Consider the following 26,121-nt stretch of genomic DNA (forward strand, 5'->3'; position numbering starts at 1 on the left):
CCCGGCAAGACTCCAGCGCATGAACATCACCGACGCGGTCGCGTTCTGGGACGACGTCCACGCGGCCCGGACACCGGCCACCGACCCGAAACCGAACGCCCGCCTCACCGAAGCCGTCGCGGACCTGCCGGCCGGCGACGCGCTGGACCTCGGGTGCGGCGACGGCGGCGATGCGCTGTGGCTGGCCGGGCGGGGCTGGCGCGTCACCGCCGCCGACATCTCGTCCGTCGCCGTCGAGCGGCTGGCGGGTCTCGCCCGCTCATCCGGCCTGGCCGAACGCATCACCGCCGAGCGCCACGACCTGCAGGAGTCCTTTCCGCGAGGCCGGTTCGACCTGATCTGCGCCCACTACCTGCAAACCCCGGCAGAGCTGGACCGGGCAGCCGTCCTGCGCGCGGCCGCGCACGCGCTGCGTCCGGGCGGGCGGCTGCTGGTCGTCGACCACGGTTCGACCGCGCCGTGGTCCTGGAACCAGGATCCCGACGCCCACTACCCGAGCGCGCGGGAGGTCGCCGCGGGCATCGGCCTGGACCTGACCGAGTGGGTGATCGACCGGGCCGACGCACCGCGCCGCATCGCGACCGGGCCGGGCGGGCGCACCGCCGAGGTCGTCGATCACGTCCTGCTCATCCGCCGCACCACCTGACCGGACTCACCCGGGCAGTTGTCGATTGCGTACGAAATCGACGTTCACTCGGGTGACGGTCAATTTCGTACGAAATTGCGCACGCCTCGGGGGCTCCGATCTGGTTTCCGACGAACAAGGAGCACTGCATTGCCCAGCACCACGCGCCGCGACACCCCGCCGCCCCGGACCGGCAGCGGTGAAGCCGAAGTCCTGCGCGGATTCCTCGACTACGTCCGGGATTCCATCGCCGCGAAGGTCGACGGCGTGCCCGAACCGCAGGTGCGCACCCCCGGGGTGCCGTCGGGCACGAACCTGCTCGGCCTGCTCAACCACCTGACCGCCGTCGAGCGCTCGATGTTCCTCGGCGACCGCGTCGCCGACTGGCAGGCGACCTTCCGGGCCGCAGCCGGGGAGAGCGCGGCCGACGTCCTCACCCGCTACCGGGAAGCGGTCCGGCTGGCGAACGAGGTTCTCGACGGGTGCACCGATCTCGGCGCGCCCGTTCCGCGCCCGAGATCCGGCCGCCCGGCTCCCAGCATCCGCTGGGCGCTGACCCACATGATCGAGGAGACCGGCCGCCACGCGGGCCACGCGGACATCCTCCGCGAACTCATCGACGGCGCCACCGGGCGCTGATACTCAGAGCACGGCCAGCTGCGGCGCGACCTCCGCGGCGAACAGGTCGAGCGATTCGGCGACCAGCGCGTGGGGCATGCCGCCGATCTGCGGTCCGAAGATCATCAGGTCGTGGCCGTAGCGCTCGCGGTAGGTGCCGACCTTGTCCACGATCTCCTGCGGGCTCCCGGCGAACAGCCCGCCCTCGGCGATGTTGCGCTCCAGCGTCGCACCCGCCGGCTCGTCCCCGACGCCGCCGCGATCGCGGGTCGGATCGCGATCGGTCCACTGCGCCTCGTAGTAGGGCCGCAGCACGTCGCGGGCCTGCTGCGAGGTCTTGGCCACGAACAGCATGCCGCCCGATCCGACCCTGGCCAGCGCCGGATCGTGCCCGTGCAGCTCCCACTGCTGGCGGTAGTGGTCGACCAGCCTGCCGTAGTTCTCCATCGGCTGGATCGCGTTGGCGACGAAGATCGGGTCGCCGTTGCGCGCCGCGAGTTCCGGCGAGGCCAGACTGGTCGCCACTCCGTGCCACACCGGCGGTGGTGCCTGCAGCGGCCGAGGCAGGCTGGTGACGCCGTCCAGGGAGCGGAACCTGCCGCGGAAGGTGACGTCCTCCTCCCGCCACAACCGGCGCAGGATCTCGTAGTGCTCGGCCTGCAACTCCCACTGCTGAGCGCGGTCGTAGCCGAACATGGTGTAGGGATCGGCGGAATTGCCCTTGCCGACGATCAGGTCCAGCCTGCCGTGCGAAAGGTGGTCCAGCGTGGCGTAGTCCTCGGCGACCCGCAGCGGATCGAGCGTGCTCAGCAGGGTGACGGTGGTGATCAGCCGGATGCGGCTGGTGCGGGCCGCGATGGCCGCCAGCACCACCGGCGGCGCGGTCGCCACGGTCCGGCCCGCGTGGTGCTCGCCGAAGCCGAAGTAGTCCAGGCCCGCTTCCTCGGCCAGCTCCGCCAGCCGCACGACGTCGTCGAAGTGCTGCGTGGCCGACGCCGTCGCGCCGGTGACCGGATCCGGCTGCGTGCTGCCCAGGCTCAGGATGCCCAACTGCACGACCGCACACCTCCTCCGCGACCCGCGGGCCGCGCTCACGTACCAGGAAAGTCCACTGAGGAATGAATCGGCGATGTGGTGCGTTCAGCGGTGACACGCCTGACTGTTCACGCGACGCAGGTCGACGTACCGGCGCCGGACGAGCGCGACCTTCACGCCGCTGATGCTCGAACTCTCGCCACCAGGTGTCAACGCCTCCCAGAACGTGGACGCCGACGACGTCGCTCGCGGACTGATCCCCGCCTGACCCGCGCCGGAAAATCGGTTAACTCCGCAGAGCCGACTCTCTAAAGTACCGCGGACAGGTTTTCCGCTGCGCTGGAACGGAAGGAGGCCGGGTGTGAACGTCGGCGCGGGAAAGCGGGAATGGACCGGTTTGGCGGTCCTCGCGCTGCCGACCGTGCTGCTGTCGCTGGACGTGAGCGTGCTGCACCTGGCGGTCCCGCAGCTGGCCGCCGACCTGATGCCCAGCAGCAGCGAGCTGCTGTGGATCGTCGACGGCTACGGGTTCCTGATCGCCGGATTCCTGATCACCATGGGCACTTTGGGTGACCGGATCGGGCGGCGCAAGCTGTTGATGATCGGATCGGCGGCGTTCGGCGCGGCGTCGATCGCCGCCGCATTCGCACCCACGCCGACCGCGCTGATCGCGGCCCGCTCGGTCCTCGGCGTAGCGGGCGCCACGCTGATGCCATCGACGCTGGCGCTGATCAGCAACCTGTTCCAGGACGCGCGGCAACGCCGCACCGCGATCGCGGTGTGGATGAGCGCGTTCATGGGCGGCATGGTGATCGGGCCGGTGGTGGGCGGGCTGCTGCTGGAGCACTTCTGGTGGGGCTCGGTGTTCCTGCTGGGTGTGCCGGTCATGGTGCTCCTGCTGCTGACCGCCCCCGCGCTGCTGCCCGAACACCGCGATGAGCACGCCGGGCGGCTGGATCTCGTCAGCGTCGCGTTGTCGCTCGGCACGATCTTGCCGATCGTCTTCTCTCTCAAGGAGACCGCGAAGCACGGCCCGCAACCGGCCGGTTTGACGGCGCTCGCGGCCGGACTCGTGCTGGGTGCGGTGTTCGTGCGCCGCCAGCGCCATCTCGCCGACCCGATGCTGGACCTGCGGCTGCTGCGGAACCGGGCCGTCGGTGTCGCGCTGGGCGTCATGCTGATCGGCGCAGTCATCCTCGGCGGGATCACCCTGCTGGTCAGCCAGTACCTGCAGCTCGTCGCAGCGCTGAGCGCGTTCGAAGCCGGGGTGCTGCTCGCGCCGCAGGCCGTCGCCGTGGTGGTCGGTTCCCTGCTGGCGCCGTGGCTGGCCGCCCGGTTCCAGCCGGGATTCGTGCTCGGCTCCGGCATGTTGGTCGCCGCAGCGGGCCTGCTGCTGTTCAGCCAGGTGCGAGGCGATGGACTGGTGCTCGTCGTGGTCGGGATCTCGCTGGCCGCCTTCGGGATGGGGCCGCAGGGCGTGTTCTGCACCGAAATGGTGATCGGGTCGGTACCACCCCGGCGAGCCGGTGCTGCTTCGGCGATGACCGAGACCATCGGCGAATTCGGCATCGCGATGGGCATCGCGGTGTTCGGCAGCATCGCAACGGCTGTCTACCGCGACGAAGTAGCGCTGCCCCCACTGCCCACTGCCCGCTGCCGCAGCAGCCCGGGCCGACGACGGCCTCGCCGGAGCGGCAGCCGTGGCGGACGGGCTCGCCGACCCGCTGAGCGTGCTCGTCCCCGCGCGGGATGCCTTCACCAGCGGGCTGCACGTGGTCGCCATCAGCAGCGCTGTGGTCGTCGTCGCGACCGCCGTCATCGCCATGGTCGCGTTGCGTGACCGCTCCCACCGCACCAGACGGCTGAAACCGGCCGCGAGCCGTCCCGTCGACCACTCGCCATGATCAGCGCCCGGTGCCGACCCGGTGGTCGGGGGCCAGATCTCCCGCGCGGGTGAGCAGGGTTTCCGGCAGCTGCGCGGGTTCCAGGCCGTAGCGGTCGTCGTAGGCGGTGATCACTTCGGATTCCAGGTCCGCCAGCTCCAGGCCCGGGGATTCGTCCACCACCGACCCGACGGAGTCGTCGTCGAAGGGCAGGTCCAGCAGCCGGTAGACCTCGGTGAGCAGCGGGCGCAGCACCTCGGTGTCGTCGAAGATCACCACGGCGCTGAACAGCCACGCACCGCGCACCAGTCGCTGAGCGGTGCCGACCAGCTTCACCCTCCCCCGCGCGTTCACGCTGTGCGCGCCGGGGCAGTACTCGCCCGGCACCGCGCCGATCTGCGCTTCGACGCCGTGCTTGCGCAGGACGTCGGCCCACAGCTCGGCGTAGCCGGTGAACCGGTCCTCCATCCCGGACAGGTAACCGGGATCGGGCCCGACGTGGTCGACCACCAGCGAGCGCTCGGTGTAGGCCACCGCCCGGCCGCCGGGCGCGCGCACGACCGGGGTGAACCCGGCCTCGCGCACGGCCCGGACGGCATCCGGGAAACCGGGCAGCAGGGTGTCCCGGCGCCCGAACGCCACAACGCGCCCGCTCGGCCGGTAGATCCGCACACCGGCACCGGTCTCGCCATGGCTGACCCGGCGCAGCATCGCGTGCGCGACCGCGACCTCCAAGGCCTGGTCCGAATCCACCCCGAGCGCACCGCGATAAAGCTCCACGGGCCGATCCTAATCGGCGGCGGGCACCGCTCCGCACGCCCCGAACCGGACCGCCGACCCCCCGTGTTGACCACGGAACCGACTCACCCTTATCGTTCCGTTTACAGAACGGAACGATAAGGAAGCAGATGACGACCAGCTCCCTCCCCGCCCGCAGCCAGCAGGTCGCCCGCGCGCTGGCGGCGGCCGGAGTCCGGGGCGAAGTCCGCGAACTGGCGGACTCGACCCGCACCGCGGCCGAAGCGGCCGCCGCGCTCGGCTGCGACATCGGTGCGATCGCCAACAGCCTGATCTTCATCTCCGACAACGAACCGGTCCTCGTCCTCACCAGCGGCCGCCACCGCGTGGACACCAAGGCCCTCGCCGAGCGCTGGAGCCGCGGCAAACTCCACCGCGCCACACCGGACCAAGTTCGCGAAGCCACCGGCCAGGTCATCGGCGGAGTGGCACCACTCGGCCACCCGACCCCGCTGCCGACCGTGGTGGACGCGGCGCTGTCCGACTACCCGCAGATCTGGGCAGCGGCAGGCACGCCCCGAACGGTCTTCCCCACCACGGCAGCAGAACTCCGCCGGATAACCAACGCCACCGAACTTCCTGTCACCACCTGACGAGAGGCACTCGTTCGCCGCGCCCGACCTGGCTATCGGCACCCCAGCGTCCGGCGCGCCAGGCAGTCGTCTCCGCAGGTTGGACGCGCCTCCTCACGAAACCGGCAACGATCCCGGGCCCGGATTCCAGTCGTAATCACCGCCCGCAGGAAGCTAGCCAACCGAAGCGCCGAAGTGCTCGGCTGAACTGCTCAGCCTCCTCCGCGAGCCTTCCAAGCCTTCCCGGATCGACCTCTCCATGTGGAAGTCGGTCGGCTTCACCCATCAGCTCCCGCTGCAAGATCTGCATCGCGGACGTCATCTGCCCAGGCGTGTCGATCCGGGCTGGGATGAGGCCCTGCTCCCCGCCGAACGTGCTGTTCGGCGACTCGCGAAACGCGAAGCGGACAAAGCAGTCCGTGCACTCGGTTGCGGCATCAGGCAATCCGGATACGGCCCCGTTCGGCGCAGCGCAGTCCTCGACCTCCACGGCCCGGAACATCTGGTCACACCACGACCGGAACCGCAGTCCTGTACCGCTACGACGGATGTGGGCGAACCTGCACCACTCAGGAACAACTCCGATCCGGTACTGGAAATACCGGACCTGCCCGCCAGACACATCACGGCCGGGACACTTCATCGGTGCGGCAGCGCTGTTCGAACCCATCGGATCAGCTGATGTGATGATCGAACAACTCGACCAGCTCGTCGAGAGTCCGTCGAGTTCATCGTCGAGGCGAAAGGCGAATGGGAGAGGTGAACAGTGAGCAGGTACACCTGGCAGAAGTCCAGTCACACCGGTCCGAACGGGAACTGCGTCGAGTTGTCCCGACCACGCGGACTGGTCCGCGATTCCAAGGATCCGAACGGGCCTTGGCTCCAGGTTGAGGTCGCCGTGTTCATCCGTGCAGTGAAGGACGGGCGGTTCAGGCAGTGATGAAGTGACCGGCCCCGAGGACGCACGCCTTGGGGCCGGTCGGGGTTCACAGCGATGTCGGGACGGCCGGGTGGCGTTCGAAGATGATCGTGCCTCGGACGATCGCTTCCTTGTACAGCGCTGCCTTTCGGCCGGTGAGGATCGCTTCGCGCGGGGTGTCGTCGCGGTGGACGAACTGGACCAGCGCGTCCTTGCGGCCGAGGCTGATGCACTGGTTCAGGTAGCGGAAGCGCAGTGGGCGCGGTTGGCGACCGGAGAGGCGGTCGGCGAGCGCGCGGACCGCGTGCTGGGACGAGGGCATGCCCGTCGCGCAGGCCATGCGCAGCTCCTGGCCGGTGCGCATGCGGCCCGCCGCCGCATCACCGATCGCCGTCACCTCCGGGTGCGAGATCGAGCGGAACTCCTCGTCCACGATCATCCGGCCGTTGCCGTCGACCGCGAAACCCGCGCGCTCGGCGAGGTCCGGCACCCGGAATCCGACCGTCCACACCACGGTGTCGGCAGCGACGTGCGCGCCGTCGGCCAGCACCAGGCCGTCCGGGCGCACCTCGGAAACACCGGCGTTCTCGCGGAGTTCGACGCCCAGGCGGGCGAAGGTGCGTCGCAGGTGCTTCTTGCCCCGTTCGGACAGTCCGGCGCCGAGCTCTCCCCTGTCGACCAGGCGCACCTTCAGCGCCGGGTTCGCCTCGGCCAGCTCCGCCGCGGCCTCGATCCCGGTCAGCCCGCCGCCGACTACAGCGACGACCTCGCTGTCGGCCAACCGCCGCTTCAGGCGCAGGGCGTCGTCGTTGTCAGCGAGGCTGAAGGCGTGCTCGGCCGCTCCGGGCACCGAGGTCAGGTCCGCCACGCTGCCCACCGCGTAGATCAGGTGGTCGTAGCCCACCTCGCGGGCGGAGTTCGCCAGCCGCAGAGTCCTCGCCTCGGCGTCGATGCCGGTGACGCGGTCTACGACGAGTTCCACGCCGGTGCCCTTGAGCAGCTCGGTCAGCGGGAGGTCGCGCAGTCGCTGGCCCGCGGCCAGCTGGTGCAGGCGGACGCGTTCCACGAAGCGATCCGCCGCGTTGATCAGCGTCACCCGGGCGTCGGTCCACCGCGTTGCCAGCTTGGCGGCGGCCAGCCCGGTGTAGCCCGCTCCGACGACCACGATCTGTCGAGTCATCGCCCCGTCCTCTCCACTGAGTGCGTTGTCGGTGGTTGACCGGGCCGACTGCGCGAAATGTGACAACATGTGTCGCACGTCACCAACCGAGCCGGGGTGGGAGCGGTGGCCGAGGAGCGGCTGGCGAAGTACCGGGAGATGCGGGACTTCACCCGCACCGCCGAGCCGCGCGGTGCCGGGGACTCCGCGGGCTCCGGCGACCGCTTCGTGGTGCAGCGGCACCGGGCCCGGCGGCGCCACTACGACCTGCGGCTGGAGCTGGACGGAGTGCTGGTCAGCTGGGCGGTGCCCAAGGGGCCGACGCTGGACCCGTCGGCTCGCCGGATGGCCGTGCACGTCGAGGACCACCCGCTGGAGTACGCCGACTTCGAGGGCACCATCCCGGCCGGCGAGTACGGCGGCGGGGACGTCATCGTCTGGGACCGCGGCACCTGGACGCCCGGCGAGGACGACCCGCTTGCCGCGATCGAGGCCGGGACCCTGCACTTCGACCTGCGCGGCGAGAAGCTGGTGGGCCGGTTCGTGCTGGTGCGGCGCGGTGAAACGCAGTGGCTGCTGCTGCACAAGAAGGACGAGCACGCCCAACCCGGCTGGGATCCCGAGGACCACCCGCGGTCGGTGAAGAGCGGGCGCACCAACGAGGAGGTCGCCGCGGCTCCGGAAGCGGTGTGGCGCAGCGATCTGCCGCCCGACCGCGCCGAGATCCGCCTGCAACGCTGGAAGCCGCCCAGCGAGGGCGAGATCGCCGCGCTGGACGAGCTCGGCGCCAAGGGGCGCTGGCGGGTCGACGGCCGCGACCTCGCACTGACCAACCTGGACAAGGTGCTGTTCCCGGGCCGCGACGGCGAGGCACCGGTGACCAAGCGGGACCTGATCCGCTACCACGCGCTGATCGCGCCGGTCATGCTGCCCTACCTGGACGGTCGGCCGCTGAACTCGCACCGCTTCCCCGACGGTGTCGAGAAACCCGGCTTCTGGCACAAGGAAGTGCCCGGTCACGCCCCGGACTGGTTGCAGCGCTGGCGCTATCCCGATGCCGATCCCGACGACACCCAGTGGTACCTGATCCCGGACAGCGTCGCCGCGCTGGCCTGGCTGGCCAACTACGCGGCCCTGGAGCTGCACGCGTGGACCTCGCGCGCCGCCGACGTGCAGCACCCGACGTGGGCGCTGTTCGACATCGACCCGGGCAGCCGGACCACCTTCGAGGAGGTCCTGGTGCTGGCCAGGCTGCACCGCACCGCGATGGAGCACCTCGGGGTGGTGGCGCGGCCGAAGGTGACCGGGCAGCGCGGCATCCAGATCTGGGTGCCGGTGGAACCGCGCTACACCTACGCCGAGACCCGCGCCTGGGTCGAGCAGGTGTCGCGGGCGGTCGGCAACGCGGTGCCCGACCTGGTCAGCTGGGCGTGGACGAAGGCCGAGCGCCGCGGCCGGGCCCGCCTGGACTACACGCAGAACGTCATCAACAAGACGCTGGTCGCCCCCTACAGCGCCCGCCCGCGCCCGGGCGCCCCGGTGTCGGTCCCGCTGGAGTGGGACGAGCTCGACGACCCGGAGCTGACCCCGGACCGCTGGACCATCCGCACCGTACTGGACCGGGTGACCGCAGCAGGCGATCCGTTCGCCCCGCTGCTCGAAGTCCAGCAGCAGCTCCCACCGGTCTGAACGGGCTCAGCGGCTGGCCACCGCTTCCAGCGCGGCCGGTTCGGGCAGCGTGCGAGCGAGCAGCCAGGCCAGCACCGGGAACACCAGCAGCACGGCCAGCGCGGTCTGCAGACCGGTGTGCTCGGCGAGCAGGCCGATCACCGGTGATGCGATCCCGCCGACGCTCACCGCCAGGCCGAGCGTCACACCGCTGGCAGTGCCGACGCGGTTGGGCAGGTAGTCCTGCCCGAGCGTGACGTGCAGCGAGAAGGGCACGTAGAGCAGCACGGCCACGAGTCCGATGAAGACGTGCACCAGTGCACCCGGCGCGTAGACCACGCCGGCCAGCGCGGGAATCGTTGCCGCATAAGCGGTTCGCAGCGTCCGGATGCGACCCCAGGTCGCGGCGAGTCTGCCGCCCAGCAAGGTACCGACCGCTCCACCGGAGAAGAGCACGAACAGGGCCACCGCACCGGTGAACTCGCCGCCACCCGCCCGCTGCTGGGCCCACAGCGCGACGAACGCGCTCAGTCCGATGTAGACGACGGAGCGGAGGATGATGATCGCGGTCAGGCGCAGGAAGACCGGCCAGTCGTCGACACCTCGCCGGGCCGCCGCGGCCGCGCCGGAACCGGTCGCGGCGGTGATCGAGCGCAGCGCGATCACCGTCACCAGCGCGCCCAGCAGCGCGGGGACGATCAGCCACGGGGAGGCCGCCAACCCGCCCGCGGACAGGATCGGCGCGACGACGAGCGGGGCCAGCGCGAAACCGATGTTGCCGCCGAGGGAGAACCAGCTCATCGCCAGGTGGCTGCCGCCGGACGCAGCGCGCGCCAACCGGGCCGCTTCCGGGTGGTAGGCCGCCACGCCGAGCCCGGAGAGCGCGACCGCGAGCCAGGCCAGCACGTAGGAATCGCCCACGCCGCACAGCGCCACGCCAAGCCCGGCCGTCGTCATGCTCACCGGCAGCAGCCACGGCATCCGCACCCGGTCGGTGAGCGCACCGAAGACCGGTTGCACGATCGACGACAGCAGCGTGGCGGCGAGCACGATCCCGGACACCGCGACGTAGTCGTAGTGCCGTTCGAGCACGAGGAACGGGATGACGGCGGGCACCGCGCCCTGGTAGACGTCCACGCCGGCGTGGCCCACCGCGAGCAGCCCCACGGGCCGGTTCGACTTCTGCATCACCGGGCGATCGTCGAACGCGCAGGCGTTGTCGCGCTTCCGATAAACTGCCATCTCATGTCGAAAATCCGCCACACCCCGCGAGCACCCACGGCACTGCGCCACCTGCCCGCCGGTTCCGGGGTCGACGCGCACCGCCACGACGATCACCAGATCGTCTACGCCGGGCGCGGCGTGCTCTCGGTGACCACCGGGGCGGGCACCTGGATCGCGCCGGGTACCCGGGCGCTGTGGATCCCGGCCGGGATCGTGCACGAGCACCGCGCGTACGGCGAAACGGATTTGCACACCGTCGGCGTGCCCACCAGCGAGAACCCGCTGCGGCTGGACTCCCCCGCCGTGCTGGCGGTCGGCCCGCTGCTGCGGGAGCTGATCCTGGCCTGCACCCGCGACGAGTTCGCCGACGACGCCGAGCGGCGGCGCCTGCACGCCGTGCTGCTCGACCAGCTGCGGCGCTCCTCGCAGCAGCCGATCCGGCTGCCCAGCCCGCGGGACCCGCGGCTGGTCGCGGTCTGCGCGCTGCTCGACGAGGACCCGGCCGATCAGCGGACCCTGACCTCGCTGGGCGCGCAGGTCGGGGCGAGCGAACGCACGCTGAGCCGGCTGTTCCGGTCGGAGATGCGGATGACCTTCCCGCAGTGGCGCACCCAGCTGCGGCTCTGCCACGCGCTGCGCCTGCTGGCCGAGGGCGAGGCGGTCACCTCGGTGGCGCACCGGACCGGCTGGTCGTCGGCCAGCGCGTTCATCGAGGTGTTCCGGCGGACCTTCGGGCACACGCCGGGAAAGCAACCCGCCGGGCATCACCCCGAAGAGTGATCAAGCTGGCGGTGCGGATCACCGGCCGGTTGGCTGATGATCATGCGAATCCGAACCCGCACGGCGCTGCTCGGCGCCGCCACCGCGTTGCTGCTGGTGCCCGCCGCCTTTCCCGCCACCGCCCAGGAGAGCGACGCCCGGCTGCTCGGCAGCTACGTCGTGCCGCACGACCTCCAGGTGGGCGGCACCCCGGTCGGCGGGCTGTCGTCGATCGACTACGACCGCCGCAGCGGCGACTTCGTTTTCGTCAGCGACGACTGGTCCGACTACGCGCCCGCCCGCTACTACCGCGCGGAGATCTCGGTGACCGAGCGCGGCATCGACGACGTGGACTTCACCGAGGTGCACCAGTTCCGCCGCCCGGACGGACGCACCTACCCGACGATCGACACGTGGCGCGACGAGCAGCACTCGGTGCCCAGGGCGGCGCGCAACGTGCTGGGCACGGTGGATCCGGAGGAACTGCGCGTCGACCCGCTCACCGGTGCCGTCGCCTGGACCAACGAGGGCCAGCGCAATGCCGCGCCGGACGGCTCGGCCCGCGGCGCGGTGCTGCTCGACCCGGCGCTGCGGATCTCCACCCGCGACGGCCGGTACGTCCGCGACCTGCCGACGGCGCCCAACGAGAAGATGACCACCGGCGGGTCCGGGCCGCGGGTCAACGAGACCTTCGAAGGACTGGCCTACACCCGCGACGGCAGCCGGCTGCTCTCCGCGCTGGAGGGACCGCTGGAGCAGGACGGGCCGTCGGCCGACGCCGGCCACGGCGCTTTCAGCCGCATCACGGTCCACGACCGCGCGGGACGGCCGATCGCCCAGTACGCCTACCCGGTGGAGCCGCTGTTCGCCGCACCGCAACCGCCGAACGACTGGAACACCAACGGGATCTCCTCGCTGCTGGCCGGTGACGCTCCGGACCGGTTCCTGGCGCTGGAGCGCGGATACGCGGCCGGAGTGGGCACCAAGGGGCGCATCTACGAGTTCAGCACCGCCGGAGCCGATGACGTGCTGAACCGGGAATCGCTGGCAGGCGGCGGTTTCCGGCCGGTGCGCAAGGAACTGGTCGCCGACCTGGACGAGATCGGCCTGTCGCACACCGACAACGTCGAGGGCCTCAGCTGGGGACCGCGGCTGGCCTCCGGCGAACGGGTGCTGCTCGTGGTCAGCGACAACAACTTCTCGCCGCACCAGCAGACCCAGCTGATCGCCATCGCGATCCGCTGACCTGACGCCGAGGGCGCGGCTCCGCGAAGGGGCCGCGCCCTTGGCGCGTGCGGGAAAAACGGCAAGCTCCTTGGGAAAAACGCGTTCCGATTCGAGTAACGGTCAATCCTTGACCCCAACCAAATCACCGACTTATGGTCCAGACCACGGTTCGCCGGTTAAGCGCCGGTGAACCGCGGTCGTCGGAGTGCCCCTCTCCCCTTCCTCGGCCAAGTTCCGACAGCGCCGCTACCAGGACGTCCGGTGTCCTCGAACGCGGTCTCCCCACAAGGAGCTGAGATGAACAAGAAGCCGAAGCTCGCCGCCGCGATCGTCGGTGCGGCGATCGCGCCCTTCCTGGTGGCGATCCCGACCAGCACCGCCAGCGCGCACGGCTACATCGACTCCCCGCCCAGCCGGCAGGCGCAGTGCGCCAAGGGCACCGTGCCGTGCGGGCCGATCAAGTACGAGCCGCAGAGCGTCGAGGGCCCGAAGGGCCTGACCAGCTGCAGCGGTGGCAACCAGGCGTTCGGCGAGCTGGACGACGACAGCAAGGGCTGGACGGCGACCCCGGTCGGCAACTCGGTGAACTTCAACTGGACGATCACCGCCCGCCACGCCACCAGCACCTGGGAGTACTTCATCGGCGGCAACCGCGTCGCGGTCTTCGACGACGGTGGCAAGCAGCCGCCGTCGCAGTTCTCGCACACGGTCAACCTCGGCGGCGTCAGCGGCAAGCAGAAGCTGCTGGCGGTGTGGAACGTCGCCGACACGGCCAACGCCTTCTACGCCTGCGTCGACCTCAACGTCGGCGCCAAGTAAGACCACTTCCGGTGAAAAGGCGGGCCCGCACTCCGATCGCGGAGGCGGGCCCGCCGCTCGTCAGCACCTGCCGGGCGCGCCGAACCGGGCGTCCACTCTGGACGCTGCGAGCGCCACCGGGCTTTCCGGGGCGGGCAGCCCGAGTTCGCCGAGCAGGCCGGAGTCCGCGCAGGACAGCGGTTCGGCGCGGTGCAGGACCCACGGTTCGTGATCGACCGGGGTGTGCAGGGAAAGCAGCCCGTGCCAGGTGGAGAACATCCGCCACCGCGACGTGGCGAACCGGTCGGCCTCGCCCGCCGCGATCCGCGCCCCGCGGCGGACTCGGAGTTCCAGTCCCACATCGCCGCGCTGCACCCGGTAGCCGGTTTCGCTCCCGCTGCGCTCGAATTCCACCCGCCCGTAGCGGTACGGCAGACCGGCCACCGCCCGGGCCGTCCGCACGAAGGTCCGGTTCGAGGCCTCCATGCTCAGGAACACCAGCCCGCGGCGACCGCGCTCGTCGACGGCGTAGGTCCGCACGTTGACCTCGTTGAAGTCGCGCAGGACGCGCGGTGTCGGCATGCCCAGCACCGAGGTCACGGTCATCCGCAGGCCGATCAGGCCGATCCAGCCGGATCCGCCGAGCAGATCGGGCCGGGTGCCGCGCGGCAGCATCGGCTGGAGCACCGCGGGATCGCACGGCCAGTGGGCGAACACGACGTCGCGCCAGATCTGATCGGACAGCGACCAGCGGACGCGTCTCGGAACGGCGAGCGGCAGCGACTCGCTCATCCGCTCACCCGCAGCAGTGCCGCGTAGAGCGTGAGGCCAGGACCGAAAGCCATTGCCACCACGTGACCTCCGCCGCGCAGCTCACCGCCGATCAGCTTCCGCAGCACCAGCAGCAGCGTCGCCGACGAGCAGTTCCCGTGCTCTGCCAGGACTTCCCGCGACGACCGCAGCGCCGTCGCGGGCAGCCCCAGCGTCTCCTCCACCGTATCGAGGATGCGCGGGCCGCCGGGGTGCACGGCCCAGCCCGCGACATCGGCCAAGCCCAGCCCGTTGCGGTCGAGCAGGTCGCCGATCACCGCGCCGAGGTGCCGGGCCAGCACGTCGGGAACCCGCGGCGACAGGCCCATCCGGAAGCCGAGGTCGGTGATGTCCCAGGTCATCTGGTCCAGGCCGCTGGTGTCGGTGAAGGCCGCGACGTCGAGCACCGCCAGGCCGGGCGCGCGCGGGTGCACGACCACCGCCACCGCCGCGTCGCCGAACAACGCGTGCGAGACGATCTGCTGCGGATCGGCGGTGGGCGGCTGGATGTGCAGCGAGGTCAGCTCCAGGCACAGCAGGACGGCGGGCCGGTCGCGCGCGGCGGCGAAGTCCACGACGCCGCCCAGCGCGGGCAGGGCCGCGTAGCAACCCATGTGCCCGACGAACAGCCGCCGCAGATCCGGGCGCATGCCCAGCGATCCGGCCAGCTTGATGTCCAGGCCCGGGGTGCCGTAGCCGGTGCAGGAGGCGACGGTGAGCAGGCCGACGTCCTCCGCTGCCAGGCCCGCGTCCGTCAGCGCGGCGAGCACCGCGCGATGCCCCAGCGGCGGTGCCAGTTCGTCGAAGCGGCGCATCCGGGCCGCGGTGGTCCATCCGGAGAGGTCTTCTTCCAGCGGGTTCGCCACGGTGTGCCTGCGGTGCACGCCGACCGCCGAGAACAGCCGCCTGGCCAGGGCGCTGCCGCCGAAGTGCTCCGCGAAGAAGCCGTCCCACAGCTCGCCCTGCCCGGCGGAGTCCGGCAGCGCCGAGCCGAAGCCGACGATCGCCGGGGTCACCAGCGCGGTGCTTCGGTGTCGTGGTCGGGGTCGCCGCCGAGCGCGGCGACGCCGAGCCAGTCGGCGCAGACGTCGGAGGTCGCCGGTTGCAGCGCGCCGCACCGGGCATCGCGGTAGATGCGCTCCAGCGGGTGGCCGCGCCGGGTGGCCGAGGTGCCCGCCGCTTCCAGCACCGAGGAGGCCACCTGCGCCGCGGTGTCCCCGGCGACCAGCTTCGCGCGCCACACCCAGCGGTTCGTCTCCGGTTCACCGGCCTGCTGCGCGACCCGCCGCGCAGCCTCCTGCACGACGGCTTCGGCTGCCGCCACGGCGGCATCGGCGCGGCCCATCCGGTTGCGCACCGCCGGCAGCTCGTGCAGCCCGCGCTCGCGCAGGTGCGCGCCGCCCGCGCGCAACGCCGAGCGGGCCACTCCGACGTAGACCGCGGCGTAGGAGGCCACCAGCCACTGCGGCATCACCTGCGCGATCAGCAGCGTCAGGCCTTCGATCCCGCCGAGCAGCGCATCCGGGCCGACGGCGACGTCGAAGTGCACGTCGTGGCTGCCGGTGGCGCGCATGCCCAGCGAATCCCACGTCGGCTCGACCTGGACGCCATCACCGGCCGGGACCAGGAAGTAGGACACCTTCGGTTCGCGGTTCTCGACGTCCTTGGCGGTGACCAGATACGCGTCGGCGTGCCCGGCGCCGGAGACGAACGCCTTGCGGCCGGTGATGCGGAACCCGCGGCCGTCGCGCTGGTAGCCGGTGGTGGTGCGCGACAGCCGCGATCCGCCGCCGCGCTCGCTCATCGCCACCGCGTACAGCGCTCCGTCGGCGGCGCCGGACAGCAGCCGGTCGCGCGCGTCGAAACAGCTCTCCGGCGCACCCAGTTGCAGGAGCAGCTCCTCGGGTGCGTGCGCGAGGGCACCGGTGACCGAGGCGTGCATGTTGAAGATCAGCGCCGTGGCACCGGCACCGGTGGCCAGTTCGGCGGCCACGGCGGTGTAGTCGGCGAACGACGCGCCGGAGCCGCCCAGTTCTTCGGGAACCATCAGACCGAGCAGGCCCCGGTCGCGCAGATCCGCGAAGTCCTCGGCGGGGAAGGCACCCGCGGTGTCGTAGTGCTCGGCGCGCGCGGCGATGCGCGGGACCAGGTCCCGCACCACCTCCTGCGCGGACGCGGCTGGCAACGGCACCGGCGCTCACCCCTTCTTCCACCCGATGGCCTGGAACAGCACGGCGGTGGTGCGCACCGGAACCATGCGGACCGAGCTCCGCCGCAGGGCCGACCACGCCACCAGGTCCCGCAGCGACGGCCGCAGTCCCCGCAACGCCAGTTCGACGCCGTGCTGGGCAGCCTCGGCCACCAGCACGTCGCGGTCGACCAGCAGCGCGGGATCGTGCACACCGCGCGGCGCGATGCGCGGCAGTCGTTCGGCGAGACCGATGGCCACCACTCGGCACAGCGCTGTGGCCGCCAGCGTGTCCAGCACCAGCAGTCCGCCGGGCCGGAGGATCCGGCACGCTTCGGCGACGGCGGCGCGCAGGTCCACCACGTGCTCCAAGATCTGGCCCGCCACAACGCAATCCGCGAACTCCGCTGGCAGCGGCACTGCCTGCACGTCACCGGCCAGCGGCTGCACGCCGTGCTCGGCGGCCTGCCGCAACGCGCTCGGCGAGCGGTCGACGCCGATGTGCCGGTAGCCCTTGCCCGCCACGTGCGGTGCGAGCAGGCCGGCACCGCAGCCCAGGTCGACCAGGACCGCGTCCGGCCGCGGTGCTGCGGGCACGAGCGCTGCGCGAGCGGCGGCGAGCCAGTGCAGCATCGCGAAAGCGCCTCTCGGCTGCCACCACTGGTCCGCACAGGTCTCGTAGAGCTGCGGATCGTTGCGCAGCGCGGTCCGCGTCCCGCCGCGTGCCATGCGCTCCAGGCTGGCACACTCGGCCGGGTGCGGCACTTCGCAACCGCCTCCGCGCTGCTCCGCGCCTCGCACCCGCTGCCCGCGCTGGCGGTCACCGCGATCGCCGCTGGGCTGGCCGCGGCGGTGAGCGGTGCACCGCTCGGGGTGGCCGCCGCGGTGCTGCCCGGGCAGTTGTCCGTCGGCTGGCTCAACGATCTCGTCGACGCCGATCGAGATGCCCGGGTCGGGCGGCCCGGCAAGCCGGTGGCGAGCGGTGCGGTCTCGCGACGCGCGGTGCTGGTCGCGGTGGTCATCTCCGCGCTGGCAGCGGTGGTGCTGTCGCTGCCGTTCGGCGTCGCCGCGACCGCGGCGCATCTGGTCGCGCTGGGATCGGCGTGGGCTTACGACCTGGGGCTGAAGGCCACCGCGTTCTCGGTGCTGCCCTACGCCGTCTCCTTCGGACTGCTGCCCGTGTTCGTGACGCTGGGCGGCGGCATGGCGCCGCCGTCGTGGCTGGTGCCGGCCGCGGCGCTGCTGGGCGCGGCGGCACACTTCGTGAACGTGCTGCCGGATCTCGCCGACGATGCGGCCACCGGCGTGCGCGGGCTGCCGCACCGGCTCGGCGCGGTAAAAAGCACTGCGGTGGCGTCAGTTCTGGTGCTCGCCACCGCCGCGCTGCTCGTGCTCGGCCCGGTCGGGCTCTCCGCCGGCCTGCTGCTGCTCGCGCTGGCGGTGGCGCTGCTGAGCACCGGGCTCGTGCTGGGGCGCCGTCCCGGGTCCCGCGCTGCTTTCCGCGCCGTCATCCTCGTGGCGCTGCTCGACGTGGCCGTCCTGCTGGGCAGCGGGATCCCGCCGGGCTGAGCACTATCCACTCCGGACGGTTCCGGTGAAGGTGGCGAAGGCGATGATGTTGTCGCGGTAGCTGCGCGCGGTCCTGTCGAACGAACCGCCGCAGGTGATCAACCGGAGCTGCGGATCGGTGGTGTCGCCGTAGACCTCGTCGGCCGGGAAGCCGTGCTTGGGTTCCTGCGCCATGCGGTGCACCACGAACCGGGCGATCTGCCCGTCCTGGCGGCCGATCCGCACCTCGTCGCCGGGCCGCAGCTCGCGCAACCGCGCGAAGATCCCGTCCTCGCCGTCACCGTTGACGTGCCCCAGCACGACGGCCGGGCCGATCTCACCGGGAGTCGGGCTGAACTCGTACCAGCCGGCCTGCATCGGCTCGTGCACCGACGGCAGCTCGACCGTCCGGTCGGGGTTGAGGCCCAGCGGGAGCAGCGTGGAGCGCGCCCCGATCCGGGGTATCTCGATCCAGGTCGGCGGCGACTGCGCCAGCGCGGTCGCGGCGTGCACCTGCTGCGGTGTGGTGGCGCCGAGATCCAGGGGCCGGTCGGCCGCCGAACATCCCGACAGCGCCACGGAGAGCGCGGCGGCCACGAGGACCGGGGCGGTCGCGACAGCACGACCGCCTCGGCTCCCCCGTGCACGGGGAGGCACGTTCATCCCGGACGCCTCAGTTCGCGCCCGCACGCCGACGGCGCAGCACGACCGCGGCGCCGCCACCGGCGACGGCGAGCGCTGCCGCGGCGCCGAACGCCGCCGGGCCGAAACCGGATTCGGCCGGGCCGCCACCGGTTTCCGGGGCGCCGACCGGACGCTCGGCGACCTGGGCGGTCTTCTCCCGCACCGCCTCGGCCGTGGGGTCTTCCTTCGGCGGCTCGACCGGCCGGCTCTGCTCCGGCGCCGGGGGCTTCTCGTCCGCCGGAGCCGGGACGGGCTTCTGCTCCTCGGCCACCGGGGCGGTCTTCGGCTCGTCGGCCCAGCCGACCGCGGCGGTCAGCGGCAGCGCCGTGGCTCCGAGCAGCGCGGCTGCGGCGACGGTACGCCCAAGCTTCATCTCGCGTCCTCTCTCGTTCGGTCCGGGAGATCCGGACGAGGACCAGCTTGGAGCGCGGTTTTCAAGATCCCGTCTGCCCGATGTGAAGAACCTGTTCGGATTCCGCTGCGCCGCGCGAGATGTGAAGAAGCTGTTCAGATGCGGTGTCCGGGACACCGCGACGCACCGGCGGAGGCGATAATGCGCCGCGTGAGCGCACACGTGCTGGTCGCCGAGGACGACCCGAAGCAGGCCGAACTCATCCGGCGCTACCTCGAGCGCGACGGCCACCAGGTGGTCGTCGTCGGCGACGGCCGGGCGGCGATCGACGAAGCGCGGCGGCGCCTGCCCGACCTGGTCGTGCTCGACGTGATGATGCCCAAGGTGGACGGGCTCGACGTGTGCCGCGTCCTGCGCGCCGAGTCCGACGTGCCGATCGTGCTGCTGACCGCGCGGACCACCGAGGACGACGTGCTGCTCGGCCTCGACCTCGGTGCCGACGACTACATCACCAAGCCCTACAGCCCGCGCCAGCTCGCCGCCCGCGTGCGCGCGATCCTGCGGCGCGTGCGGCGGGTGCAGGACCGCGGCCACCAGCCGCTGCGCGTCGGTGATCTGGTGGTGGACCAGCAGCGGCACGAGGTGCTGCTGGCCGGCGCCGAGCTCGACTGCACGCCCGCGGAGTTCCGGATGCTGGCGGTGCTGGCCGCCGAACCCGGCCGGGCCTTCACCCGCGGGCAGCTGCTCAGCCAGGCCTTCGGGATGGACAAGTTCATCACCGAGCGCACGGTGGACGTGCACGTGATGAACCTGCGCCGCAAGCTCGAACCCGATCCCCGCCGGCCGGTCCGGCTGCTCACCGTCTACGGCGTCGGTTACAAGCTGCAGGACTGCCCCGATGGCACGCCGGCATAGCCTGCTGGCCCGGCTGCTGGCCATGTCGGTGGTGGTGGCCGGGTGCTCGATCGGGGCGACCGCGTGGCTGGCCGCGCAGAGCACCAGCGGGGCGATCAACCAGGAGATCGGCGAAAGCCTGGCCACCGATGCCACGATCTACGACGCGCTGCTGGGCTACGCGGCCGGACATCCGCAGTGGTCCGGGGTGCAGGATGTGGTGACCGAGCTCTCCGAGCGCACCGGGCGCCGCATCACGCTGACCACCCAGGCGCGGGTCCCGATCGCCGATTCCGGGGACCCGCAGGACACTCCGCTGCCGCGGACGCCATCGGCCGTGGTCGACCCGCTCGCCGTCGATCCGGTGCTCAAGCCCGGCGCCGCGATCGACCCGCGGGCCGTCGGCCCCTACCAGCTGACCGCCGCCGAGCGCGCGAAACTTGCCGCCGATGCGCAGAACCAGCTCCGCTGCCTGCGGCGGAGCGGCTCGGACGGCCGGATCGTCGAACTGCCCAACGGGCGCTCGACGGTCGAGATCATCGCTGCCGAACCGCAGCAGAAGCGGTCGCGGCCGGTGGCCGTGCCGGACGATCCGCCGAGAGCGGTGCCCGCCGAGGTCCCGATGCCGGAGACGTCGGCCCCCGTGACCCCGCCGCTGGCTTCCTGCGGGGCGCCGACGACGACCACCGAAACCGAGCGCACCGCCAACGCCGAGCTGCTGGAGCTGGCCAACGCCTGCCTGACCAGGCAGGGCGCGGATCCGCTGCCCGCCGAGGCCGCCGAGACCACCTGGCCGAACGGGCTGCGCGCCGCACCGGAGGACCAGCGCTGCGTGGACGCCGCGCGCCGTGAGCAGCTCGGCGCCTACGTCTCGCCCGCGGCGCAGCTGTTCATCACCAGGCCGGGCACCGACCAAGCCGCCACCGATCTGTCCACTGTGGGCATTTCGCGGATCGCGTGGACGGCGCTGGTGGTGCTGGTGCTCACCGTCGGCATGACCGCGCTGGCCGCCAGCCGCCTGGTCCGCCCGATCGACGCCATCACCGCGGCGGCCCGGCGGATGGGCGGCGGCGACCGCTCGGCGCGGGTGCGCACCAGCGCGCGCGGCGAGATCGGCGAGCTGGCCGCGGCGTTCAACGCGATGTCCGAGCAGGTCGAGCGCACCGAGCAGCAGCGCAAGACGATGGTCAGCGACATCGCGCACGAGCTGCGCACGCCGCTGGTGAACGTGCGCGGCTGGCTGGAGGCCGCGCAGGACGGCGTGGCCACCCTCGACCAGCCGCTGGTGGCCTCGCTGCTGGAGGAGACCCTGCTGCTGCAGCACCTCATCGACGACCTGCAGGACCTCGCGCTCGCCGATGCCGGGAAGCTGCGCGCCCACCTCGAACCCGTGCACCTCGGCGCGATCCTGGAGCAGGTCGCCGCCGCGCACCGCGGCCGGGCCGAGGCCGGTGGCATCGAGCTGCGCGCGAGCGCCGAAGGTGATCCGGACCTAGCCGCCGATCCGACACGGCTGCGCCAGGCGCTGGGCAACCTGGTGTCCAACGCGCTGCGGCACACGCCTGCTGGCGGGCTCGTCGAGCTGCGCGCGCGCCGGGTTGCCGACGAGGTGATCATCGAGGTCAGCGACACCGGGGTCGGCATCCCGGCCGAATCGCTGCCGCACGTCTTCGACCGCTTCTGGCGGGCGGAGAAGTCCCGCGGCCGGCACGGTGGCGGCAGCGGCCTGGGCCTGGCGATAACGCACCACTTGGTGCAGGCGCACGGCGGTAGCATCGAAGTGCGCAGCACCGTCGGCGCCGGCACGACGTTCACCATCCGCCTTCCGGCGATGCGGTCCTCAGTGGATTCGCCCGGGCAGATCACCGGCCGCTAGACCGTTCGGCGCATCCTCCTGCCACTTCGCACTTTTCGTCTACACCTGTACCAACTTTCCGCTGTCGTCGGAGGAACCGTCTCGGCGTGAAATGGTTCACACCATTTCTCGTGCTGACCCTCCCCCGAAAGGCGGCTCGCTCATGACCGAGGACGAACGGCGAATCCGTCGGGCCACGTTCCTCAAGGCCGGCCTGGCCACCGCGGTCACCCTCCCCGTGGTCGCCAGCGAGGTGGTGCGCGCACCCCGCGCCGCCGCCGGAGAGCTGACTCCCACCCCGATGTGCGATGACGGGGACGACCTGACGCCCCCGCAGATGGAAGGCCCGTACTTCAAGCCGAACTCCCCCCAGCGCAGCGACCTGCGCGGCGACATGCCCGGCACGGCGCTGACCATCACCGGCGTCGTCTACAGCCGCTCCTGCGCCCCGCTGAACCGGGTGCTGCTGGACTTCTGGCAGGCCGACAACGCGGGCAACTACGACAACGTCGGCTACCGCGGGCGCGGCCACCAGTTCACCTCCACCGACGGCCGCTTCCGGCTCGACACGATCGTGCCCGGCCTCTACCCGGGCCGCACCCGGCACGTCCACGTCAAGGTCCAGGCCCCGAACCAGCGGATCCTGACCACCCAGCTGTACTTCCCGGGTGAGCCCGGAAACGACTGGGACGCGATCTTCGACCCGGCGCTGCTGATGAACGTCCAGGGCTCCAACGCCACCTTCGACTTCGTCCTCAACCTGCCCTGAGGCCGAACCGGGTCGCCACCCCGGCAGCGGACTGTCCGCACTCGCCAGTCGCGCTGAGCTCGAACGTGGCTCCTCCACAAGGCGCCCCCGACCCGTTCCCCGGTCGGGGGCGCCTTCCCGCGGTCCGACCCCGATGGCCCCGGCGCTGGTGGATCCCACCCTGGGGCAAAGCCCTCGTCGGTCCTGATCGGACGGACGAGGACTTTGTCGTCGGCTGTCAGCAGCCGAGGGCGCAGGGCTCGCCGTGGGCGGTGGAGCCCGGGAGGTCGGAGAGCATGCGGGACTCCACCCGTCGGTGCGCTCGAACAGTGACGAACCTCCACAAACGAGTCAAGCAGCACCACTGAACGATCAGTGGCGAACCTCCGCAATTTCCATTGAAATTGGACTCCTGCCACCGCAGGCTCCGCCGAAAAAGCGACAGATCCAATTTCAATGGAAATTGCTACACCACGCAAAGCGACCACCCACCGCTTTGAACCCAAACCCGACCTCCGGCCTCACGACACCCCCGGCCAGCCAGGTCTCCCCGGTGTCACCACCGAAGCATCGGCGGTGACACCGCTCGACCGTCACGAGACGCGGTGCGGCGAGGCACGGGGCCCGGTCAGGGTTCAAAGCGGCAGGTGGCCGCCTGAGGCGTACAGCGATTTCAATTGAAATCGGCACCGTTCTCGACGAACCGCCCAGTACCGCGGCAAGCCGGTTTCAAGTGAAATCGCAGAGGTCGCCACCCCGCGCCAGGACGCCAGATCCGCCACCCGCGGCGACGGAGACCCGACGAAGCCCTCGTCTGTCCTGATCGGACGGACGAGGGCTTCGTCGTCGGCTGTCAGCAGCCGGGGGCGCAGGGCTCGCCGTTGGCCGTGGAGCCCGCCGCCGGGAGATCGGAGAGCTTGCGGGGCTGCGCGCCGTCGGTGTGCTCGGCGATCAGCTCGGTGATCAGCTTCGCGAAGCGCGGGTCCGGACCCGCCGTTCCCGCTCGGGCGAAGCCCATGCCCAGTTCCGCGGCCTTGTCCTTGGCCTCGTTGTCCAGGTCCCAGATGACCTCGAGGTGGTCGGAGATGAAGCCGACCGGGCTGACCACCACCGCCTGGACGCCCTTGGCGTGCAGGTCCTCCAGGTGGTCGCAGATGTCCGGCTCCAGCCACGGCACCTGCGGCGGGCCGGAACGGGACTGCCACACCACGTCGTAGCCGTCCACGCCGACCGCCTCGGCCACCAGCCGCGCGGCCTCGGCGACCTGGCGGGAGTACCAGCGCGGCTGGCCGTCCGGGCCTTCCTGGTCGTCGGCGCGCAGCGGGATCGAGTGCGCGGTGAACACCAGTCGCGCCTGCTCGCGCTGAGCCGGGTCCAGCTCCTCGAACGCCCGGCGCACCGCGTCCGCATTGGCCTCGACGAACAGCGGGTGGTCGAAGAACTGGCGCAGCTTCACCAGATCCGGCGCCCGCTCGCCGACCGCTTCGCGCGCCCGGGCGATGTCCTCGTGGTACTGCTTGCAGCCCGAGTAGCCGCCCCACGCCGAGGTGGCGAACACCAGCGCGCGCCGCACCCCGTCATCGGCCATCTTCGCGACGGTGTCCTCCACCATCGGATGCCAGTTGCGGTTGCCGAAGTACACCGGCAGCTCGCGGCCCTGCGCGGCCAGCTCGGCCTCCAGCGCGGCGATGATCTCGTGGTTGAGCCGGTTGATCGGCGACACCCCGCCGAAGTGGTGGTAGTGCTCGGCGACCTCGTCGAGGCGTTCCGGCGGAACTCCCCTGCCTCTGGTCACGTTCTCCAGGAACGGCCGGACCTCCTCGGGCCCCTCCGGTCCTCCGAACGACAGGAACAGCAACGCGTCAAAGCTCACCCGACCATGATGGCGTCGACGGCTCGGTCGCGCGCAGCCGGGGGCACCGGCTGCGCGCGGGACCACACTCAGATGCCGAGGGCGTGCACGCCACCGTCGACCATGATCATCGAACCGGTCGTCTTGGGCAGCCAGTCCGACAGGACAGCGCAGACCGACTTGGCCACCGGGGTCGGGTCGTTGACGTCCCAGCCCAGCGGCGCGCGGTCGCCCCAGCCGGCTTCGAGGTCGGCGAAGCCGGGGATCGACTTGGCCGCCATCGTGCGCACCGGGCCCGCCGAGACGAGGTTGACCCGGATGCCCTTCGGGCCCAGCTCGCGGGCCAGGTAGCGCGAGGTCGACTCCAGCGCCGCCTTGGCCACGCCCATCCAGTCGTAGGCCGGCCAGGCCACGCGCGCGTCGAAGTCCATGCCGACGATCGAGGCGCCCTCGCCCAGCAGCGGGAGGGTGGCGGTGGACAGCGACTTCAGCGAGTACGCCGAGACCTCCAGGGCGGTGGAGACGTCCTCCCACGGCGCGGCCAGGAAGTCGCCGCCCAGGCACGACGCCGGGGCGAAACCGATGGAGTGCAGCACGCCGTCGAGACCGTCGACGTGCTCGCGGACCCGGTCGGCCAGGCCGTCCAGGTGCTCGGTGCTGGTCACGTCCAGCTCGATCACCGGCGCGGGCTTGGGCAGCCGGGTCGCGATGCGCTGCACCAGGCTCATCCGGCCGAACCCGGTGAGCACCACCTCGGCGCCCTGCTCCTGGGCGACCTTGGCCGCGTGGAACGCGATCGACGCGTCGGTGATCACGCCGGTGACCAGAATCCGCTTGCCTTCGAGCAAACCGCTCACGAAATCCTCCGCTGTGCTTTCTTCCACCAGGTACCGAGCTGCCTGAGCCTGGCCCTGATCTTTGTCTTCGAAGCGGCGCAGCCGCTTAGCCCACCCTCGGCGCTTGCACCGCCGCGGGTTCTCAGACGTCGCCTGGCGAGGACAGCCCGTTCGCCGTGTATCGGACATACATCAGAACGGGCTCCCGCAGTCCAGACGGCGTCTGAGGTTCCGCCACCACCCGCACCGCCACGCAGAACGAGCCTGGAATCAGGTTGGTCAGTGGCCCATGCCGAGGCCGCCGTCGACCGGGATCACCGCGCCGGTGATGTAGGCCGCGGCGTCGGAGGCCAGCCACTCCACGGTTCCCGCGACCTCTTCCGCTGCGGCGAAGCGGGCCAGCGGGATCTGGGCGAAGATCTCCTTCTTGCGCTCCTCGGAGAGCGCGTCGGTCATGTCGGTGGTCACGAAACCGGGGGCGACCACGTTCGCCGTGATGCTGCGCGAGCCCAGCTCGCGGGCGATCGAGCGGGCCATGCCGACCAAGCCCGCCTTGCTCGCCGCGTAGTTGACCTGCCCGGCACCGCCGGAGAGCCCGACCACCGAGGAGATGAAGATCATCCGGCCCTTGCGGTTGCGCAGCATGCTGCTGGCGGCGCGCTTGGCCACCCGGTAGGAGCCGGCCAGGTTCGCGTCGATGACCCGGCTGAACTGCTCCTCGCTCATCCGCAGCAGCAGGGTGTCGTCGGTGATGCCGGCGTTGGCCACCAGCACCTCGACCCGGCCGTGCGCGGCCTCGACCTCGTCGAAGGCCGCCGCGACCTGCTCCGGGTCGGTGACGTCGCACTGCACCCCGAACAGCCCTTCCGGTGCACCCGATCCGCGGTGCGTGACCGCGACCTTGTCCCCGGCGGCCTGGAACGCCTTCGCGATGGCCAAGCCGATGCCGCGGTTACCGCCGGTCACCAGTACGGACCGTGCCACTGTGGATCTCCCCTCGAAACGATGCCGCAAGATTCGGTTCAGCCGCGACATTATCCGTTCGGCGATGATCACCGCTCGTCGCCTC

The 26,121-nt window shown here is 71.5% G+C and carries 27 protein-coding genes; 13 read left to right on the top strand and 14 right to left on the bottom strand.

Translation table 11 applies throughout. The annotated features are described in order from the left end of the window. The first annotated feature begins 19 nt into the window (after positions 1-19). The gene (locus ATL45_RS33160) at positions 20-646 is read left to right on the top strand and encodes a class I SAM-dependent methyltransferase (RefSeq protein WP_093145808.1); all 627 of its coding nucleotides are present in this window, start codon (positions 20-22) and stop codon (positions 644-646) included. 129 nt (positions 647-775) lie between these two features. Then, positions 776-1,264: a DinB family protein gene (locus ATL45_RS33165; RefSeq protein WP_093145807.1), complete on the top strand. Its 489-nt coding sequence runs from the start codon at positions 776-778 to the stop codon at positions 1,262-1,264. Between the two features lie 3 nt (positions 1,265-1,267). On the opposite strand, the gene ATL45_RS33170 is transcribed toward ATL45_RS33165, so the two are convergent. Continuing rightward, a complete protein-coding gene (locus ATL45_RS33170; protein ID WP_093145806.1) occupies positions 1,268-2,299 on the bottom strand; it encodes an LLM class flavin-dependent oxidoreductase in 1,032 nt (343 codons plus the stop codon). A 340-nt stretch (positions 2,300-2,639) separates the two neighbouring features. Here ATL45_RS33170 and ATL45_RS33175 point away from each other — a divergent pair, with 340 nt between their 5' ends. Further along, on the top strand, positions 2,640-4,118 hold the full coding sequence (locus tag ATL45_RS33175) for an MFS transporter (protein ID WP_342775326.1): 1,479 nt from the start codon (positions 2,640-2,642) through the stop codon (positions 4,116-4,118). 64 nt (positions 4,119-4,182) lie between these two features. On the opposite strand, the gene ATL45_RS33180 is transcribed toward ATL45_RS33175, so the two are convergent. Next, a complete protein-coding gene (locus ATL45_RS33180; RefSeq protein ID WP_093145805.1) occupies positions 4,183-4,941 on the bottom strand; it encodes a lipoate--protein ligase family protein in 759 nt (252 codons plus the stop codon). A gap of 128 nt (positions 4,942-5,069) precedes the next feature. Between ATL45_RS33180 and ATL45_RS33185 the strand changes: the two genes are divergently transcribed. Then, a complete protein-coding gene (locus ATL45_RS33185) occupies positions 5,070-5,552 on the top strand; it encodes a YbaK/EbsC family protein (RefSeq protein ID WP_093145804.1) in 483 nt (160 codons plus the stop codon). 136 nt (positions 5,553-5,688) lie between these two features. Here ATL45_RS33185 and ATL45_RS33190 read toward each other — a convergent pair whose 3' ends face one another. Beyond that, positions 5,689-6,033 carry a hypothetical protein gene (locus ATL45_RS33190; protein ID WP_093145803.1) on the bottom strand — a complete coding sequence of 115 codons (345 nt, stop codon included), beginning with the start codon at positions 6,031-6,033 and terminating at the stop codon, positions 5,689-5,691. Between the two features lie 264 nt (positions 6,034-6,297). On the opposite strand from ATL45_RS33190, the gene ATL45_RS33195 reads away from it, so the two are divergent. Next, the gene (locus ATL45_RS33195) at positions 6,298-6,471 is read left to right on the top strand and encodes a DUF397 domain-containing protein (RefSeq protein WP_093145802.1); all 174 of its coding nucleotides are present in this window, start codon (positions 6,298-6,300) and stop codon (positions 6,469-6,471) included. 46 nt (positions 6,472-6,517) lie between these two features. Here the strand turns inward: ATL45_RS33195 and ATL45_RS33200 are convergent, their stop codons facing one another. Further along, entirely contained in the window at positions 6,518-7,630 is a 1,113-nt protein-coding gene (locus ATL45_RS33200) for an NAD(P)/FAD-dependent oxidoreductase (RefSeq protein WP_093145801.1), read from the bottom strand. Positions 7,631-7,699: 69 nt separating this feature from the next. Here ATL45_RS33200 and ligD point away from each other — a divergent pair, with 69 nt between their 5' ends. Further along, entirely contained in the window at positions 7,700-9,298 is a 1,599-nt protein-coding gene (gene ligD / locus ATL45_RS33205; protein ID WP_256258105.1) for a non-homologous end-joining DNA ligase, read from the top strand. A 6-nt stretch (positions 9,299-9,304) separates the two neighbouring features. Here the strand turns inward: ligD and ATL45_RS33210 are convergent, their stop codons facing one another. After that, complete coding sequence (locus ATL45_RS33210; RefSeq protein WP_093147169.1) at positions 9,305-10,465, bottom strand: MFS transporter; 1,161 nt, start codon at positions 10,463-10,465, stop codon at positions 9,305-9,307. Between the two features lie 57 nt (positions 10,466-10,522). Between ATL45_RS33210 and ATL45_RS33215 the strand changes: the two genes are divergently transcribed. The 3 genes from ATL45_RS33215 to ATL45_RS33225 all read left to right on the top strand — a co-directional run bounded on the left by ATL45_RS33215 (position 10,523) and on the right by ATL45_RS33225 (position 13,306). Beyond that, positions 10,523-11,281 carry an AraC family transcriptional regulator gene (locus tag ATL45_RS33215; RefSeq protein WP_093145800.1) on the top strand — a complete coding sequence of 253 codons (759 nt, stop codon included), beginning with the start codon at positions 10,523-10,525 and terminating at the stop codon, positions 11,279-11,281. A 42-nt stretch (positions 11,282-11,323) separates the two neighbouring features. Next, a complete protein-coding gene (locus ATL45_RS33220; protein ID WP_246025694.1) occupies positions 11,324-12,505 on the top strand; it encodes an esterase-like activity of phytase family protein in 1,182 nt (393 codons plus the stop codon). Between the two features lie 279 nt (positions 12,506-12,784). After that, positions 12,785-13,306: a lytic polysaccharide monooxygenase auxiliary activity family 9 protein gene (locus ATL45_RS33225; RefSeq protein ID WP_093145798.1), complete on the top strand. Its 522-nt coding sequence runs from the start codon at positions 12,785-12,787 to the stop codon at positions 13,304-13,306. A 60-nt stretch (positions 13,307-13,366) separates the two neighbouring features. Here ATL45_RS33225 and ATL45_RS33230 read toward each other — a convergent pair whose 3' ends face one another. From ATL45_RS33230 to ATL45_RS33245, 4 genes are read right to left on the bottom strand one after another with little or no spacing between them, the layout of a single operon-like run. Next, positions 13,367-14,077 carry a YqjF family protein gene (locus ATL45_RS33230; protein ID WP_093145797.1) on the bottom strand — a complete coding sequence of 237 codons (711 nt, stop codon included), beginning with the start codon at positions 14,075-14,077 and terminating at the stop codon, positions 13,367-13,369. Continuing rightward, positions 14,074-15,114 carry a type III polyketide synthase gene (locus ATL45_RS33235; RefSeq protein ID WP_170210553.1) on the bottom strand — a complete coding sequence of 347 codons (1,041 nt, stop codon included), beginning with the start codon at positions 15,112-15,114 and terminating at the stop codon, positions 14,074-14,076. Before ATL45_RS33235 ends, ATL45_RS33230 begins: the two co-directional genes overlap by 4 nt. Further along, positions 15,108-16,286 (bottom strand): acyl-CoA dehydrogenase family protein, encoded by a 1,179-nt coding sequence (locus tag ATL45_RS33240; RefSeq protein ID WP_211841356.1) that lies wholly within the window; start codon positions 16,284-16,286, stop codon positions 15,108-15,110. Before ATL45_RS33240 ends, ATL45_RS33235 begins: the two co-directional genes overlap by 7 nt. A gap of 6 nt (positions 16,287-16,292) precedes the next feature. After that, entirely contained in the window at positions 16,293-17,012 is a 720-nt protein-coding gene (locus tag ATL45_RS33245; RefSeq protein ID WP_093147165.1) for a class I SAM-dependent methyltransferase, read from the bottom strand. A gap of 27 nt (positions 17,013-17,039) precedes the next feature. On the opposite strand from ATL45_RS33245, the gene ATL45_RS33250 reads away from it, so the two are divergent. Continuing rightward, positions 17,040-17,852, top strand: coding sequence for a UbiA family prenyltransferase (locus ATL45_RS33250; RefSeq protein WP_093145795.1), 813 nt, complete (start codon positions 17,040-17,042; stop codon positions 17,850-17,852). A gap of 3 nt (positions 17,853-17,855) precedes the next feature. Here the strand turns inward: ATL45_RS33250 and ATL45_RS33255 are convergent, their stop codons facing one another. Together ATL45_RS33255 and ATL45_RS33260 are read right to left on the bottom strand one after the other, a co-directional pair. Further along, a complete protein-coding gene (locus ATL45_RS33255; RefSeq protein ID WP_093145794.1) occupies positions 17,856-18,494 on the bottom strand; it encodes a class F sortase in 639 nt (212 codons plus the stop codon). A gap of 10 nt (positions 18,495-18,504) precedes the next feature. After that, on the bottom strand, positions 18,505-18,888 hold the full coding sequence (locus tag ATL45_RS33260; RefSeq protein WP_093145793.1) for a hypothetical protein: 384 nt from the start codon (positions 18,886-18,888) through the stop codon (positions 18,505-18,507). 189 nt (positions 18,889-19,077) lie between these two features. Here ATL45_RS33260 and ATL45_RS33265 point away from each other — a divergent pair, with 189 nt between their 5' ends. The 3 genes from ATL45_RS33265 (at position 19,078) to ATL45_RS33275 (ending at position 22,385) form a co-directional block, all read left to right on the top strand. Continuing rightward, positions 19,078-19,782, top strand: a complete 705-nt coding sequence (locus ATL45_RS33265; protein WP_093147162.1) for a response regulator — start codon at positions 19,078-19,080, stop codon at positions 19,780-19,782. Beyond that, complete coding sequence (locus ATL45_RS33270) at positions 19,766-21,637, top strand: ATP-binding protein (RefSeq protein WP_211841357.1); 1,872 nt, start codon at positions 19,766-19,768, stop codon at positions 21,635-21,637. The genes ATL45_RS33265 and ATL45_RS33270 overlap by 17 nt, the downstream gene beginning before the upstream one ends. 142 nt (positions 21,638-21,779) lie before the next feature. After that, positions 21,780-22,385 carry a dioxygenase family protein gene (locus ATL45_RS33275; protein WP_093145792.1) on the top strand — a complete coding sequence of 202 codons (606 nt, stop codon included), beginning with the start codon at positions 21,780-21,782 and terminating at the stop codon, positions 22,383-22,385. A gap of 832 nt (positions 22,386-23,217) precedes the next feature. Here ATL45_RS33275 and ATL45_RS33280 read toward each other — a convergent pair. The 3 genes from ATL45_RS33280 to fabG all read right to left on the bottom strand — a co-directional run bounded on the left by ATL45_RS33280 (position 23,218) and on the right by fabG (position 26,036). Further along, a complete protein-coding gene (locus ATL45_RS33280) occupies positions 23,218-24,237 on the bottom strand; it encodes a ferrochelatase (RefSeq protein WP_093145791.1) in 1,020 nt (339 codons plus the stop codon). 68 nt (positions 24,238-24,305) lie between these two features. After that, a complete protein-coding gene (gene fabI / locus ATL45_RS33285) occupies positions 24,306-25,073 on the bottom strand; it encodes an enoyl-ACP reductase FabI (protein ID WP_093145790.1) in 768 nt (255 codons plus the stop codon). 258 nt (positions 25,074-25,331) lie between these two features. Next, positions 25,332-26,036 carry a 3-oxoacyl-ACP reductase FabG gene (fabG, locus tag ATL45_RS33290; RefSeq protein ID WP_093145789.1) on the bottom strand — a complete coding sequence of 235 codons (705 nt, stop codon included), beginning with the start codon at positions 26,034-26,036 and terminating at the stop codon, positions 25,332-25,334. Positions 26,037-26,121: the final 85 nt, after the last annotated feature.

Source organism: Saccharopolyspora antimicrobica, assembly GCF_003635025.1.
Taxonomy (GTDB): domain Bacteria; phylum Actinomycetota; class Actinomycetes; order Mycobacteriales; family Pseudonocardiaceae; genus Saccharopolyspora; species Saccharopolyspora antimicrobica.